The organism is Pseudomonas sp. X4, assembly GCF_040784925.1.
In the GTDB taxonomy this organism is placed as follows: domain Bacteria; phylum Pseudomonadota; class Gammaproteobacteria; order Pseudomonadales; family Pseudomonadaceae; genus Aquipseudomonas; species Aquipseudomonas putida_Z.
On sequence record NZ_CP160798.1, the window covers coordinates 5253308 to 5268660 of the forward strand.

Annotated in this window: 13 protein-coding genes; all 13 read left to right on the top strand. The window is 64.1% G+C overall.

All coding sequences use genetic code 11. The annotated features are described in order from the left end of the window. Positions 1-350: 350 nt before the first annotated feature. The 13 genes from ABX298_RS23325 (at position 351) to ABX298_RS23385 (ending at position 15208) form a co-directional block, all read left to right on the top strand. Entirely contained in the window at positions 351-1511 is a 1161-nt protein-coding gene (locus tag ABX298_RS23325) for a glycine betaine/L-proline ABC transporter ATP-binding protein (RefSeq protein ID WP_286101843.1), read from the top strand. A 19-nt stretch (positions 1512-1530) separates the two neighbouring features. Next, a complete protein-coding gene (proW, locus tag ABX298_RS23330; RefSeq protein ID WP_025339034.1) occupies positions 1531-2484 on the top strand; it encodes a glycine betaine/L-proline ABC transporter permease ProW in 954 nt (317 codons plus the stop codon). A 70-nt stretch (positions 2485-2554) separates the two neighbouring features. Further along, positions 2555-3583, top strand: coding sequence for a glycine betaine/L-proline ABC transporter substrate-binding protein ProX (gene proX, locus ABX298_RS23335; RefSeq protein WP_085664793.1), 1029 nt, complete (start codon positions 2555-2557; stop codon positions 3581-3583). A gap of 141 nt (positions 3584-3724) precedes the next feature. After that, on the top strand, positions 3725-4780 hold the full coding sequence (locus ABX298_RS23340) for a GlxA family transcriptional regulator (protein ID WP_367393713.1): 1056 nt from the start codon (positions 3725-3727) through the stop codon (positions 4778-4780). 361 nt (positions 4781-5141) lie between these two features. Further along, a complete protein-coding gene (locus ABX298_RS23345) occupies positions 5142-6098 on the top strand; it encodes an AraC family transcriptional regulator (protein WP_075045177.1) in 957 nt (318 codons plus the stop codon). Positions 6099-6257: 159 nt separating this feature from the next. Continuing rightward, complete coding sequence (benA, locus tag ABX298_RS23350) at positions 6258-7616, top strand: benzoate 1,2-dioxygenase large subunit (RefSeq protein ID WP_046614216.1); 1359 nt, start codon at positions 6258-6260, stop codon at positions 7614-7616. Continuing rightward, entirely contained in the window at positions 7613-8098 is a 486-nt protein-coding gene (gene benB / locus ABX298_RS23355) for a benzoate 1,2-dioxygenase small subunit (RefSeq protein ID WP_004374327.1), read from the top strand. The genes benA and benB overlap by 4 nt, the downstream gene beginning before the upstream one ends. Positions 8099-8170: 72 nt before the next feature. After that, positions 8171-9181, top strand: a complete 1011-nt coding sequence (gene benC / locus ABX298_RS23360) for a benzoate 1,2-dioxygenase electron transfer component BenC (protein WP_286101845.1) — start codon at positions 8171-8173, stop codon at positions 9179-9181. A gap of 145 nt (positions 9182-9326) precedes the next feature. After that, positions 9327-10088, top strand: coding sequence for a 1,6-dihydroxycyclohexa-2,4-diene-1-carboxylate dehydrogenase (locus ABX298_RS23365; protein WP_075045179.1), 762 nt, complete (start codon positions 9327-9329; stop codon positions 10086-10088). 58 nt (positions 10089-10146) lie between these two features. Then, on the top strand, positions 10147-11475 hold the full coding sequence (locus ABX298_RS23370) for an aromatic acid/H+ symport family MFS transporter (protein WP_075045180.1): 1329 nt from the start codon (positions 10147-10149) through the stop codon (positions 11473-11475). 30 nt (positions 11476-11505) lie between these two features. After that, complete coding sequence (gene catA / locus ABX298_RS23375; RefSeq protein WP_367393714.1) at positions 11506-12420, top strand: catechol 1,2-dioxygenase; 915 nt, start codon at positions 11506-11508, stop codon at positions 12418-12420. Between the two features lie 283 nt (positions 12421-12703). Continuing rightward, the gene (locus ABX298_RS23380; RefSeq protein WP_367393715.1) at positions 12704-13903 is read left to right on the top strand and encodes a benzoate/H(+) symporter BenE family transporter; all 1200 of its coding nucleotides are present in this window, start codon (positions 12704-12706) and stop codon (positions 13901-13903) included. Between the two features lie 54 nt (positions 13904-13957). Further along, entirely contained in the window at positions 13958-15208 is a 1251-nt protein-coding gene (locus tag ABX298_RS23385) for an OprD family porin (protein ID WP_075045183.1), read from the top strand. Positions 15209-15353 lie beyond the last annotated feature (145 nt).

Sequence of the window (15353 nt, forward strand, 5' to 3'; positions counted from 1 at the left end):
GCTCAAGTGTATGAGCCGGTCTCTTCGCTGCACAAGGCTGCGCCTGCATTCAAGCGCACTGCGCCAGGCTGTGGCTCGGGGCTCAGGCCCTGATTGATAACTTCAGGTAATGGTTTGCGTGAAACAAATGTCGTTGGACCCGCTCTGGCTCAAGGCCTAACGTTGAACACACGGCGCGACATTCGAGACATCGATAGTCGGACAATTTTGAAGCAGGACATTCTGCGTGCCGGTTTTGACTCACGTTCGAATTTGAACGGACTGCCAAGCGTACTCGCACTGATCTCTACCCGCCTTATTGAAAGTGCGAAGTTGAAAGATTGGTTAATAAGCATAATAAAGAGGGTCGTATGAGCCATGCCGATGAGATTCTTTCGGTAAAAAACATCTTCAAAGTGTTCGGTCCCAACCCGAACATGGCCATGGAGATGCTCCGCAAAGGGGCCGACAAGAACGAAATCTTCAGCAAGACCGGCCACGTCGTCGGCGTGTTCGATGCAAGCTTTTCCGTCAAGCGTGGCGAAATCTTCGTCATCATGGGCCTGTCCGGTTCGGGCAAGTCGACCATGGTGCGGCTGTTCAACCGCCTGATCGAGCCCACCTCCGGCAGCATTCACCTCAACGGCAAGGAAATCACCGGGCTCTCCGACAAAGCCCTGCTGGATGTGCGCCGCAAGGAAATGGGCATGGTGTTCCAGTCCTTTGCGCTGATGCCGCACATGAGCGTGCTGGAAAACACCGCGTTCGGCCTGGAAATTGCCGGCGTAGCGGAGGCCGAACGCCACAGCCGCGCCCGTGAAGCATTGAGCCAGGTTGGCCTGGCCGGCCATGAAAACAGCTACCCGCACCAGCTGTCCGGCGGCATGCAGCAGCGTGTAGGCCTGGCCCGGGCCCTGGCCAACGACCCGGCGATCCTGCTGATGGACGAGGCGTTCTCCGCGCTCGACCCGCTGATCCGCAGCGAGATGCAGGGCGAGCTGATCCGCCTGCAGGCCGAGCAGCAGCGCACCATCATCTTCATTTCCCACGACATCGAGGAAGCCATCCGCATCGGCCACCGCATCGCGATCATGGAAGGCGGCCGCGTGGTGCAGATCGGCACCCCGCAGGAGCTGATCAACCAGCCGGCCAACGACTACGTGCGCACCTTCTTCAAGAGCTTCGACAGCTCGCGGGTGCTCAAGGCCGGTGATGTGGCCAGGTTCGACCCGGCGGTGGTGTGCAAGGTCAACGGCAAGGCCCCGAGCTTCCAGGCTGGCGTGCCGTTCGGCTACCTGGTCGACGACCGCGGGCAGTTGCTGGGCGTGGTCGACACCGACGCCAACGGCGCTACCGCCAGTGAGCGTTACAGCCTGCACGAGCAGTGCCCGGTATACACCGACACGCCACTGCACGAAGTGCTCGGGGTGGCGGCCGACCTGCCGTACCCGGTACCGGTGCTCGACCGCCAGGGCGCCTTCAAGGGCACGCTGTCGAAGAACGAGCTGTTGCAGACCCTGAGCCGCCACTAATACCCAGAGGTACACCCTCATGTCCGAATTCAGCATTCTCGACCCGTTCCAGGCGGCCACCATCCCCTTGGGCGACTGGGTCACCGCCACACTGAACTTCCTGGTGCACAACTTCCGCGAGGTGTTTCGCGCCATCCGCTGGCCGATCGACCAGGTGCTCAATGGCATCGAGTTCACCCTGCAGAGCATCCCACCCACCATCGGCATCATCCTCTCGTCGCTGCTGGGCTGGCAGCTGGCCGGCAAGCGCATGGCCGTGCTGTGCTTCGTCACCCTGACCCTGCTCGGCCTGATCGGCGTTTGGGCCGAGTCGATGACCACCCTGGCGCTGGTGTTGACCTCGGTGTTCTTCTGCGCGGTCATCGGCATACCGCTGGGCATCCTGTGTGCCCGCAGCGACCGCCTGGAGCGCATCATCCGCCCGCTGCTCGACGCCATGCAGACCCTGCCGGCCTTCGTCTACCTGGTACCGGTGGTGATGCTGTTCGGCATCGGCAACGTGCCCGGTGTGCTGGTAACCATCGTGTTCGCCTTGCCGCCACTGGTGCGCCTGACCAACCTGGGCATTCGCCAGGTGCCGGAAGACAAGATCGAGGCCGCCCGTGCCTTCGGCTGCACGCCGCGGCAGATGCTGACCCGCGTGCAATTGCCGCTGGCCACCTCGACCATCATGGCCGGCCTCAACCAGACCTTGATGCTGTCGCTGTCGATGGTGGTGATCGCCTCGATGATTTCCGTCGGCGGCCTGGGCCAGATGGTCCTGCGCGGTATCGGCCGCCTCGACATGGGCCTGGCCACGGTCGGTGGCGTAGGGCTGGTGCTGCTGGCGATCTTCCTTGACCGCCTGACCCAGGCCATGGGCGCCCGCACCAGCGCCGACCCGAGCCTGCGCTGGTACCACACCGGCCCGGTAGGCGTGGTCATGCGCCTGTGTGGCGTGGCGCAACCGCAAGGGCGGCGCAAGACCGCCTGAGCACTGCAAGGCTTTTGAGACGTTCGATCTGCCGCACGTGAAGATAAAAATCAGAAGAAGGTAAGCGACGATGCACGAATCCAAGTTCTCCCGCAGCATCCTCAAATGCGCCACTGCGCTGACCCTGGTGGCAGCCGCGCTGGGCGCGCACGCCTCGGCCGAAAAACCGGGGGAGGGCGTGAAGGTTACGCCGATCTTCCCCTCCATCGCCGAAGAGCGCTTCCGTGGCGAAGTGGCCATGGAAGGCCTGCGCGAGCTGGGCTACAAGGTCCAGGAGCCGAAGGAGACCGAGTACGGCGTGATGATGGTGGCCCTGGCCAACGGTGACGCCGACTTCACCGTGCACCTGTGGGACAAACTGCACAACCAGTTTTACCAGCAGGCCGGCGGTGACGACGTGATGGTCAAGACTGGCGACATCCTGCCGGGCGTGGCCCAAGGCTACCTGATCGACAAGAAAACCGCTGACCAGTACAACATCAAGTACATCACCGACCTCAAAAAGCCAGAGATCGCCAAGCTGTTCGACACCGACGGTGATGGCAAGGCCGACATGACCGGTTGCAACCCGGGCTGGGGTTGCGAGCTGGTGATTGCCCACCACATGAAAGCCTACGACCTGGACAAGAGCATCACCGTCAACCAGGGCTCCTACTTCGCGCTGATGGCCGACACCATCACCCGTTACAAGGAAGGCAAGCCGATCTTCTACTTCACCTGGGTGCCACAGTGGATCGCCAGCGTGCTGGTCGAGGGCAGGGACGTGGTCTGGCTGGAAGTGCCGAAGACCGACCTGCCGGATGGCAAGAATGATGTCGACACGATGTACCACGGCAAAAACCTCGGCTTTGCCATCGACAAGGTGGTGGCCGTGCTGAACAAGGACTTTGCCGAAGAGAACCCGGCAGCGCTGAAGTTCCTGTCGCTGGTGCAGATCAGCACCGACGACGAGAGCAACCAGAACCTGAAGATGCAGCAGGGCGAGAAGAAGCCTGCCGACATCACCCGCCATGCCAAGGAATGGGTAGCGGCGCACCGCCAGCAGTTCGACCAGTGGCTGCAAGCCTCTCGTGACGCTGCGGCCCAGGCTGGCAAGTAACCTGATCCATTAGCATTGGCTCCTTCGCGGGTGAACCCGCTCCCACAGGTACTGCACAGGCTCTGAATACTGTGCGATACCTGTAGGAGCGGGTTCACCCGCGAAGGGGGCAACGCGATTTCCGCTGTTGAGTGAATAGCCATGAGCCACTTCGAAAGCATCCTCAAGAACACCAACCTGGCCCACCTGGACCCGGCCATCCGCACTTCGCTGTCGATGCCATGCCAGCGTGTCGCCTTCGTCCTGCGCGAGCACTTCTCGATGATGGCCTTTACCGCCGCCATGGACAGTCTGGTCACCGCCAACCTGATGAGTGCCACGCCGTTGTTCCAGGTCCAGGTGGTGGGTGAGGGTACCCAGGTGATGAGTGACCTTGGCATCGCCCTGCCGGTCAACACCCAGCTGGCCGACCTGGAGGTGCAAGGCCTGGATTGCCTGCTGGTGTGCGGCGGCTTCCGTGTGCGCCTGGAAACCGCACCGCTGCTGCGCGCCAGGCTGCGTCAGGCCGACCAGCACGGCTGCCAGCTGGGCGGTTTGTGGAACGGTGCCTACTTCCTGGCCGAAGCCGGTTTGCTCAACGACCATGATTGCGCCTTCCACCCCGATGGCCGGGCGATGATGAGCGAGCTGTTCCCCAAGGTGCGCATCAGCCGCCAGGCCCATGTGCTGGACCGCCGGCGCATGAGCTGCGCGGGCGCCAGTAGCGCGCTGGACATGATGCTGGCGCTGCTTGAACAGTGCGGTGGCGTAGCGTTGCGCCGCGCCGTGGAGCAGATGCTGGCATGCGACCGGTCGCGGGTACTGAGTGATGCACCTGCCAGCTCGCCGGAAATCGACCCCAGCCTGCCCAACGGCGTGCGCCTGGCCCTGGAGCTGATGCACGCCAATATCGAAGACCCGATCGGCATCGACGAGATCGCCGAGCATGCCGGCTTGTCCAGGCGGCATCTGGAGCGCCTGTTCCGCCGGCATGTACAGGCCACGCCGCCGCGTTACTATCTGGAGCTGCGGTTGACCCATGCGCGGCAGTTGCTGCAGCACACCAGCAAGTCATTGACCGAAGTGGCGGTGGCCAGCGGGTTTGTCAGCTTCCCGCATTTCTACCGGCGCTTCCGTGAGCTGTTCGCCATTGCCCCGCGGCAGTACCGGGCAAGGAGCCAAGGGTGGGCAGGGCGGCAGGATGTGGCTGTGCACTGAACTTTCGGTTGCCTGTGCTGGCCTCTTCGCGGGTAAACCCGCTCCCACAGGTAGTGCACAGGTCTTGCGGCAGTGGTGATCTCTGTGGGAGCGGGTTCACCCGCGAAGAGGCCGGCACAGGAAAACACCGTTCGATAAACGAACACTGGCCCTGTCATGCCTGTCCGCTATCCGCCCATCCATTCCCAAGGTCGCATTGCCCAACCCACGCCTTTTTGCTTAAGTGTGCCCATCCACCGGTTGTCGCCTGCCCCCGTGACCCGCAGCCGGCTCGATAGAATGACCGTGACGACCGCAACCACAGCCCCACCGGGCCGTAGGAAGCGGCGACCAGAACAATAACGATCCGAGTGCCTTGCCTATGGAAAGCCGCCTGCTGAGCGAGCGCAGTAGCGTGTTTCATCACGCCGACCCTTATGCTGTGTCCGATTATGTGAACCAGCATGTAGGCCAGCATTGCATCGGTCTGTCCCGCACCACTCATCCGCAAGCCAGCCTCAGCCACCGCAAGTTCGCTGAACTCGACCTGTGCCGCATCAGCTACGGCGGCAGCGTGCGCGTTACCTCGCCGGCACTGGAAACCATCTACCACCTGCAGGTGCTGCTCAACGGCAACTGCCTGTGGCGTGGGCACAAGCGTGAGCATCATCTGGTGCCGGGCGAGCTGCTGCTGATCAACCCCGACGACCCGGTTGACCTGACCTACTCGGAAGACTGCGAGAAATTCATCCTTAAGGTGCCGACCCGGCTGCTGGACTCGATCTGCGACGAACAGCGCTGGCACCGCCCTGATGGCGGGGTGCGGTTCTTGCGCAACCATTACCGGCTGGACGAACTGGACGGGTTCGTCAACCTGTTGGCCATGGTCTGCCAGGAGGCAGAGGTGAGCGATTCGCTGCCCAGGGTGCAGGGCCACTACAGCCAGATCGTCGCCAGCAAGCTGCTGACCCTGATGAGCACCAATATCCGTCGCGAAAGCCTGGGTTCGCCGGGTGCAAGCCTTGAACGGATCATCGACCACATCGACCGCAACCTGAAGCTTGAACTGACAGCTGAAGCACTGGCGGAGCAGGCGTGCATGAGCCTGCGCTCGTTGTATGCATTGTTCGACCGGCATCTGCAGACCACGCCCAAGCAGTATGTGCGCCAGCGCAAGCTGGAGCAGGTACATGCCTGCCTGGGTGATGCCAGTTGCGCTGTACGCAGCGTGACCGAACTGGCCATGGATTATGGCTTCATGCACCTGGGGCGGTTTTCCGAGGTGTATCGGCAGCAGTTTGGCGAGTTGCCCTCGGAAACCTTGCGTAATCGGCGCTGAGCCGCACCGGCCTCTTCGCGGGTAAACCCGCTCCCACAGTGCCCCGCAGAAACACCAGCCTGCACAAAACGGATAGCACCGCGCACAAACCGGATATTCCCGCCCAATACCAATCCCTAACCTGACCAGGTCTAAACAATAACAAGGGAGACCCTGGCCATGTCCCTGGGATTCGACTACCTCAATGCCTTGCTCGAGGACGACCGTGAAAAGGGCATCTATCGCTGCAAGCGCGAGATGTTCACCGACCCACGCCTGTTCGACCTGGAGATGAAACACATCTTCGAGGGCAACTGGATCTACCTGGCCCATGAAAGCCAGATCCCCGAGAAAAACGACTTCCTCACCCTGACCATGGGGCGCCAGCCGATCTTCATCGCGCGCAACAAGGACGGTGAGCTCAATGCCTTCCTCAACGCCTGCAGCCACCGCGGCGCCATGCTCTGCCGGCACAAGCGCGGCAACCGCTCCAGCTACACCTGCCCGTTCCACGGCTGGACCTTCAACAACAGCGGCAAGCTGCTCAAGGTCAAAGACCCGAGCAACGCCGGCTACCCCGACAGCTTCAACTGCGACGGCTCCCACGACCTGACCAAGGTGGCGCGCTTCGAGTCGTACCGTGGCTTCCTGTTCGGCAGCCTGAATGCCGACGTCAAGCCGCTGGTCGAGCACCTGGGCGAGTCGGCCAAGATCATCGACATGATCGTCGACCAGTCGCCGGAAGGCCTGGAAGTGCTGCGCGGTGCCAGCTCGTACATCTACGAAGGCAACTGGAAGCTCACTGCCGAGAACGGCGCCGACGGCTACCACGTCAGTTCCGTGCACTGGAACTACGCCGCCACGCAGAATCAGCGCAAGCAGCGCGAGGCGGGTGAAGAGATCAAGACCATGAGTGCCGGCGCCTGGGCCAAGCAGGGCGGTGGCTTCTACTCCTTCGACCACGGCCACCTGCTGTTGTGGACCCGCTGGGCCAACCCCGAGGACCGCCCGGCCTACGAGCGCCGTGACCAGCTGGCCGCCGACTTCGGCCAGGCCCGTGCCGACTGGATGATCGAGAACTCGCGCAACCTGTGCCTGTACCCGAACGTGTACCTGATGGACCAGTTCAGCTCGCAGATCCGCATCGCCCGGCCTATTTCGGTGAACAAGACCGAAATCACCATCTACTGCATCGCGCCGAAAGGCGAGAGCGCCGATGCCCGCGCCAAGCGCATTCGCCAGTACGAAGACTTCTTCAACGTCAGCGGCATGGCCACCCCGGATGACCTGGAAGAGTTCCGCTCGTGCCAGACCGGCTACGGCGGCGGCACCGGCTGGAACGACATGTCCCGCGGCGCGGCGCACTGGGTGGAAGGCGCCGACGAAGCGGCCAGGGAGATCGAACTCAAGCCGCTGCTGTCGGGCGTACGCACCGAGGACGAGGGCCTGTTCGTGCTGCAGCACAAGTACTGGCAGGACACCATGATCCAGGCCCTGAAGGACGAACAGCAACTGATCCCCGTGGAGGCCGTGCAATGAGCCTTTATGAAACCGTGCGCGACTTTCTCTACCGCGAAGCGCGCTACCTGGACGATGCCCAGTGGGACCAGTGGCTGGAGCTGTACGCCAGCGATGCCAGCTTCTGGATGCCGAGCTGGGACGATGACGACACCCTTACCGAAGACCCGCAAAGCGAAATCTCGCTGATCTGGTACGGCAACCGTGGCGGCCTGGAAGACCGGGTGTTCCGCATCAAGACCGAGCGCTCCAGTGCGACCGTGCCCGACACCCGCACCTCGCACAACATCAGCAACATCGAGATCGTCGAGCAGGGCGAGGGTAGCTGCCAGGTGCGCTTCAACTGGCACACCCTGAGCTTCCGCTACAAGACCACCGACAGTTACTTCGGCACCAGCTTCTACACCCTCGACCTGCGCGGCGAGCAGCCGCTGATCAAGGCCAAGAAAGTGGTGCTGAAGAACGACTACGTGCGCCAGGTCATCGACATCTACCACATCTGATCCAGGGTTTTGCGAGTGCTGCCCGGTGCGTCCTGCGATGTGCCGTGGCCCGGCTCGCCCGCGAGGTGCAACATGAGCTACCAGATCGCACTGAATTTCGAAGACGGGGTGACCCGCTTCATCGAGGCCACCGGCCATGAAACCGTGGCCGATGCCGCCTATCGCCAGGGCATCAACATCCCGCTGGACTGCCGCGACGGCGCCTGCGGTACCTGCAAGTGCAAGGCCGAGTCCGGGCGCTACGACCTGGGCGACAACTTCATCGAAGACGCCCTGAGCGAAGACGAAGTCGCCGAAGGCTACGTACTGACCTGCCAGATGCGCGCCGAAAGCGACTGCGTCATCCGCATCCCGGCCTCGTCGCAGCTGTGCAAGACCGAGCAGGCCAGCTTCGAGGCCGCCATCAGCGATGTCCGCCAGCTGTCGGCCAGTACCATTGCCCTGTCGATCAAGGGCGAGGCCCTCAGCCGCCTGGCCTTCCTGCCGGGGCAGTATGTCAACCTCAAGGTGCCGGGCAGCGAGCAGAGCCGTGCCTATTCGTTCAGCTCGCTGCAGAAGGACGGCGAGGTCAGCTTCCTGATCCGCAACGTGCCGGGCGGGCTGATGAGCAGCTTCCTGACCAACCTGGCCAAGGCCGGCGACAGCATGACCCTGGCCGGGCCGCTGGGCAGCTTCTACCTGCGGCCGATCCAGCGTCCGCTGCTGCTGCTGGCCGGTGGCACCGGCCTGGCCCCGTTCACGGCGATGCTGGAGAAGATCGCCGAGCAAGGCAGCGAGCACCCGCTGCACCTGATCTACGGCGTGACCAACGACTTCGACCTGGTCGAGCTCGACCGCCTGCAGGCGCTGGCAGCGCGCATCCCCAACTTCACCTTCAGCGCCTGCGTGGCCAACCCGGACAGCCAGTACCCGCAGAAGGGCTACGTGACCCAGCACATCGAGCCGCGCCACCTCAACGAAGGCGATGTGGATGTGTACCTGTGCGGCCCGCCACCGATGGTCGAGGCGGTCAGCCAGTACGTGCGCGAGCAGGGCATTACCCCGGCGAACTTCTACTACGAGAAGTTCGCGGCGGCGGCCTGACAGATCGCCGGGGCCGCTGTGCGGCCCTTTCGCGACACAAGGCCGCTCCCACATGCACCACGTTCCCCTGTGGGAGCGGCCTTGCGTCGCGATGGAGGGCGCAGCCCTCCCAATTGCCCTTACACGGATCAAGCAGGAGACACACATGAACAACCGATTCCAAGGCAAGGTCGCCCTGGTCACCGGTGCCGCCCAGGGCATCGGCCGTGGCGTGTGCTGGCGGCTCAAGGCCGAAGGTGCGCAAGTGGTCGCTGTAGACCGCTCCGAACTGGTTCACGAACTGGCCGGCGAGGGCATGCTCACCCTCACTGCCGACCTGGAACAACACGCCGACTGCGCCCGGGTCATGGCCAGCGCGGTTGAAGCGTTCGGCCGCCTCGACATCCTGGTCAACAACGTCGGCGGCACCATCTGGGCCAAGCCCTTCGAACACTACGAAGTGGACCAGATCGAAGCCGAAGTACGCCGTTCGTTGTTCCCCACCCTGTGGTGCTGCCATGCCGCACTGCCGTACATGCTCGAACGCGGCAGCGGCGCCATCGTCAACGTCTCGTCCATTGCCACCCGTGGCGTCAACCGCGTGCCCTATGGCGCGGCCAAGGGCGGCGTCAACGCGCTGACTGCGTGCCTGGCCTTCGAAACCGCCGGCCGGGGCATCCGGGTCAACGCCACCGCTCCCGGCGGCACCGAGGCGCCACCCCGGCGCGTGCCGCGCAACAGTGCCGAGCAGACCGAACAGGAAAGGCACTGGTACCAGCAGATCGTCGACCAGACCCTCGACAGCAGCCTGATGCACCGCTACGGCAGCATCGACGAGCAGGTCGGCGCGATCCTGTTCCTCGCTTCCGACGAAGCCTCGTACATCACCGGCGTGACCTTGCCGGTAGGGGGCGGCGACCTCGGCTGAGCGACACCCACAAGGCAAAGAGCTTTCTTTCACAACAAAAACAAGAGCGACAGATGCCATGCGAACCCTTGACGTACACCCGATCATCGATAACGCGCGCTTTACCCCGTTCCACTGGATGGTCATGGCCTGGTGCGGCCTGCTGCTGATCTTCGACGGCTATGACCTGTTCATCTACGGCGTGGTACTGCCGGTCATCATGAAAGAGTGGGGCCTGACCCCGTTGCAGGCCGGTGCACTGGGCAGCTATGCGCTGTTCGGCATGATGTTCGGCGCCCTGGCCTTCGGCAGCCTGGCCGACCGCATCGGGCGCAAGAAGGGCATCGCCATCTGTTTCGCCTTGTTCTCCGGGGCGACCATCCTCAACGGCTTTGCCAGCAGCCCGAGCGAGTTCGGCATCTACCGCTTCATTGCCGGCCTGGGCTGTGGCGGCCTGATGCCCAACGCCGTGGCACTGATGAACGAGTACGCGCCCAAGCGCCTGCGCAGCACGCTGGTGGCGATCATGTTCAGTGGCTACTCGCTCGGCGGCATGCTCTCGGCGGGTGTCGGCATCTTCATGCTGCCGCGTTTCGGTTGGGAATCGATGTTCTTCGCCGCAGCGGTGCCACTGCTGCTGTTGCCGGTGATCCTCTACCACCTCCCGGAATCGATCGGCTTCCTGGTACGCCAGGGCCGTACCGACGAGGCCCGCAAGCTGCTCAAGCGGCTGGACCCGGATTGCGACGTGCAGGCGGATGATGTGCTGCAGGCGGCCGACCGCAAAGGCGGCGGGGCGTCGGTGCTGGAACTGTTCCGCAACGGCCTGGCCATTCGCACCCTGGCGCTGTGGCTGGCGTTCTTCTGCTGCCTGCTGATGGTCTACGCGCTCAGTTCCTGGCTGCCGAAGCTGATGGCCAACGCCGGCTACAGCCTGGGCTCGAGCCTGTCGTTCCTGCTGGCGCTGAACTTCGGCGGCATGGCCGGGGCGATCCTCGGCGGCTGGCTGGGCGACCGCTACAACCTGGTCAAGGTCAAGGTGGCGTTCTTCATTGCCGCCGCGCTGTCGATCAGCCTGCTGGGCGTCAACAGCCCCATGCCGGTGCTGTACCTGCTGATCTTCATTGCCGGCGCCACCACCATCGGCACGCAGATCCTGCTGTATGCCGGCGCCGCCCAGCTGTACGGGCTATCAGTGCGTTCCACCGGGCTGGGCTGGGCCTCGGGCATCGGCCGTAACGGCGCCATCGTCGGCCCGCTGCTGGGTGGAGCGCTGATGGGCATCAACCTGCCCCTGCAACTCAATTTCATCGCCTTCGCCATCCCCGGCGCAATTGCCGCGCTGGCCATGGCCGTGCACCTGGCCAGCGGCCGTCGGCATGCCCAGGCCATTGCGGCGCAGGCGTAACTCCAGAACAACAACATGAGGTAACCCACCATGACCGTGAAAATTTCCCACACTGCCGAGGTACAGCAGTTCTTCGAAGAGGCCGCAGGCTTTGGCAACGATGCCGGCAGCCCACGCCTGAAGCGCATTGTGCAGCGCCTGCTGCAAGACACCGCGCGGCTGATCGAAGACCTGAAAATCAGCGAGGACGAGTTCTGGCATGCCGTCGACTACCTCAACCGCCTGGGCGGCCGCGGCGAGGCGGGGCTGCTGGTGGCGGGGCTGGGCATCGAGCACTTCCTCGACTTGTTGCAGGATGCCAAGGACCAGCAGGCAGGCCTGGTCGGCGGCACCCCACGCACCATCGAAGGCCCGCTGTACGTGGCCGGTGCGCCCATCGCCGAAGGTGAAGTGCGCATGGACGACGGCAGCGAGGAGGGCGTTGCCACGCTGATGTACCTGGAGGGCCAGGTGCTCGACCCGCAAGGCCGGCCGCTGCCGGGGGCCACGGTCGACCTGTGGCATGCCAATACCCGGGGCACTTATTCGTTCTTCGACCAGAGCCAGTCCGAGTACAACCTGCGCCGGCGCATCGTCACCGATGCCCAAGGGCGCTACCGCGCGCGCTCCATCGTGCCGTCAGGCTACGGCTGCGACCCGCAGGGGCCGACCCAGGAGTGCCTGGACCTGCTGGGCCGCCATGGCCAGCGCCCGGCGCATGTGCACTTCTTCATCTCGGCGCCTGGGCACCGGCACCTGACCACGCAGATCAACCTGGCCGGGGACAAGTACCTGTGGGATGACTTTGCCTATGCCACGCGCGATGGGCTGGTGGGCGAGGTGGTGTTCGTCGAGGGCAAGGCGGGGCGGCATGCCGAGCTGAAGTTCGACTTCCAGTTGCAGCGGGCCCACGGCGGTGCCGATGAGCAGCGCAGTGGGCGGCCGCGGGCTTTGCAAGAGGCCTGAGCCACCGGGCTGGCTTCTTCGCGGGCTCGCCCGCTCCCACAGGATCACCACAGGGCTGAAACCTGTGTGATCCCTGTGGGAGCCCACGGCGGTGCCGATGAGCAGCGCAGTGGGCGGCCGCGGGCTTTGCAAGAGGCCTGAGCCACCGGGTTGGCTTCTTCGCGGGCTTGCCCGCTCCCACAGGATCACCACAGGGCTGAAACCTGTGTGATCCCTGTGGGAGCTGGCTTGCCGGCGATCAAGGGCGCAGCCCTTGCCATACATCACCGATGCGAGAGGTGCCATGAAAACCCTGATCAAGGACAGTTCACTGTCCGCCATCGTCGCCGGTTGCATCGCCACGATGATCTCCTACGCAGGCCCCCTGGTGATCATCTTCCACGCCGCAGAAGCCGCCGGCCTGTCCCATCGGCAACTGTCCTCCTGGGTCTGGGCAGTGTCCATGGGCAGCGCCGTGCTTGGCGCGCTGCTCAGCCTGCGCTACCGGGTGCCGGTGGTGATCGCCTGGTCGATCCCCGGCTCGGCGCTGCTGGTCACCGCCTTGCCGCAACTGGGTCTGGAACAGGCCGTAGGCGCCTACCTGGTGGCCAACCTGGTTTTGCTGCTGATCGGCATCAGCGGGGCCTTCGACCGCATCATCGCGCGCCTGCCGGGCTCCATAGCCGCCGGCATGCAGGCCGGCATCCTGTTCAGCTTCGGCATCGAGGTGTTCCGCGCCTTGCCGGTGCAACCGCTGCTGGTACTGGCAATGTTCGTCACCTACGTGCTGATGCGCCGGGTGCAGCCGCGCTACGCGGTGGCGGCGGTGCTGTGCGTGGGCACGGTGGTGACCGTGGCCAGCGGGGCGTTTCGCAGCGAGGCGCTGGTGCTGGAGCTGGCGTCGCCGCAGTGGGTCACCCCGCAGTTCAGCCTGGCAGCGGTATTCAGCCTGGCACTGCCGCTGGTGCTGGTGGCCCTGACCGGGCAGTTCATGCCGGGCATGGCAGTGCTGCGCAACGCCGGCTACCCCACGCCGGCCAGCCCGATCATCAGTGCCAGCGCCCTGGCCGGCGCCGCGCTGGCGCCGTTCGGTTGCCACGGGCTGAACCTGGCGGCGGTCACCGCCAGCCTGTGCACTGGCCATGAAGCCCATGAAAACCCACGGCGGCGCTATGTCGCGGCGGTGGCCGGCAGTGCGCTGTACCTGCTGCTGGGGATCGCCGGGGCCACGCTGATGTCGCTGTTCGCAGCATTCCCCGCCGCCCTGATCGCCGCCCTGGCCGGGCTGGCCCTGTATGGCGCCATCAGCGACGCCCTGGCCCGCAGCCTGGCAGAACCGACCGAGCGCGATGCCGGGCTGTTCACCTTCCTGGTCACCGCTTCGGGGGTGGCCTTCCTGGGCCTGTCGGCAGCGTTCTGGGGCCTGCTGTTCGGCCTGCTGAGCCATGGTTTGCTCAGGCTGCGCCAGCCACGTGCCCGGGAGGTGCTGCGCCGTACCCCATGAACCGCCGTGCTTCCAACGCTTTACCCATAAAAACAAGATCAAGAGAGCTTCGGAATGAACAACACCCCTTGCGTCGCCCTGGGCCTGACTTTGCTCAGCCAACCGTTGCTGGCCGCCGAAGGCGGCTTCTTCGAAGATTCGAAGGCCACCCTGAGTGCCCGTAACTACTACTTCAGCCGCGACTTCTCCGACATCGTCGGGGCCAACCGGCAATCCAAGGCCGAGGAGTGGGCCCAGGGCTTCATCCTCGACTTCAAGTCGGGCTACACCCCGGGCACGGTCGGCTTTGGCGTGGACGCCCTGGGCCTGCTGGGCATCAAGCTCGACAGCAGCCCCGACCGCACCAACACCGGGTTGCTGCCGGTGCACGGCGATGGCCGCGCTGCCGACGAATACAGCCGCCTGGCGCCCACCTTCAAGGCCCGGTTGTCCAGGACCGAATTGCGCGTCGGCGAACTGCAACCCAACCTGCCGGTGCTGACCTTCAGCGACATCCGCCTGTTGCCTCCCACCTACCAGGGCGCAAGCCTGAGTTCGGCGGAAATCGACGGCCTGACCGTGCAGGCCGGGCACCTGAAAAGCACCCACCTGCGCAACGAAGGCGGCGACGGCAAGATGAACGCCATGCTCGGCCATGTGCCGATGCGCCAGGCAGAAAGCGATGCCTTCAACTACCTGGGCGGGGATTATGCGTTCAATGCCAACCAGAGCAGCGTCAGCCTGTGGTACGGGCAACTGGAGGACATCTACGAACAGGGCTTTGTCGGCCTCAAGCACAGCAAGCCCGTAGGCAACTGGGTGCTCAGCGCCAACCTGGGGTATTTCACTGCACGCGAGGATGGCGATGCGTTGCTCGGCAACATCGACAACCAGGCGTTTTTCTCGATGTTCACGGCCCGGCATGGCGGGCACAGCTTCCATGCCGGCTACCAGGGCATTTATGGCGACAGCCCGTTCCCACGGGTATTCGCCAACATCTCGCCGCTGGGTAACGAAGTGCCGACCTATGAGTTCGCCTACACCGACGAACGCTCGTACCAGGTGCGCTACGACTACAACTTCGCGGCCATGGGCGTGCCGGGGCTGACGGCGACCGTGCGCTACATCACCGGCAACAATGTCGACACTGGGCTGGGTTATGAAGGACGCGACCGCGAGCGCGACCTGGACATCGGTTACGCCGTGCAGGGCGGGGTGCTGAAGGGGCTGGGGATTCGGGTGCGCAATGCCATGGCCCGGTCCAACTACCGCAGCGACATCGACGAGAACCGCTTGACGCTGGTGTACACCTGGCAGTTGTTCTGAATCATCCATAGAGGCATGTGCAAACCCGGTGGGAGCAGCTGTCTTATGTTGCCTGCACTGACCTCATCGCCGGCAAGCCAGCTCCCACAGGGATAGCGCATACCTTGAGGTCAACGCGGTCGGGGTGGGAGCTGGCTTGCCGGCG

Coding starts and splice junctions, on each gene's coding strand:
- ABX298_RS23325 (WP_286101843.1), top strand. CDS start 351: ATGAGCCATGCCGATGAGATTCTTTCGGTAAAAAACATCTTCAAAGTG.
- proW (WP_025339034.1), top strand. CDS start 1,531: ATGTCCGAATTCAGCATTCTCGACCCGTTCCAGGCGGCCACCATCCCC.
- proX (WP_085664793.1), top strand. CDS start 2,555: ATGCACGAATCCAAGTTCTCCCGCAGCATCCTCAAATGCGCCACTGCG.
- ABX298_RS23340 (WP_367393713.1), top strand. CDS start 3,725: ATGAGCCACTTCGAAAGCATCCTCAAGAACACCAACCTGGCCCACCTG.
- ABX298_RS23345 (WP_075045177.1), top strand. CDS start 5,142: ATGGAAAGCCGCCTGCTGAGCGAGCGCAGTAGCGTGTTTCATCACGCC.
- benA (WP_046614216.1), top strand. CDS start 6,258: ATGTCCCTGGGATTCGACTACCTCAATGCCTTGCTCGAGGACGACCGT.
- benB (WP_004374327.1), top strand. CDS start 7,613: ATGAGCCTTTATGAAACCGTGCGCGACTTTCTCTACCGCGAAGCGCGC.
- benC (WP_286101845.1), top strand. CDS start 8,171: ATGAGCTACCAGATCGCACTGAATTTCGAAGACGGGGTGACCCGCTTC.
- ABX298_RS23365 (WP_075045179.1), top strand. CDS start 9,327: ATGAACAACCGATTCCAAGGCAAGGTCGCCCTGGTCACCGGTGCCGCC.
- ABX298_RS23370 (WP_075045180.1), top strand. CDS start 10,147: ATGCGAACCCTTGACGTACACCCGATCATCGATAACGCGCGCTTTACC.
- catA (WP_367393714.1), top strand. CDS start 11,506: ATGACCGTGAAAATTTCCCACACTGCCGAGGTACAGCAGTTCTTCGAA.
- ABX298_RS23380 (WP_367393715.1), top strand. CDS start 12,704: ATGAAAACCCTGATCAAGGACAGTTCACTGTCCGCCATCGTCGCCGGT.
- ABX298_RS23385 (WP_075045183.1), top strand. CDS start 13,958: ATGAACAACACCCCTTGCGTCGCCCTGGGCCTGACTTTGCTCAGCCAA.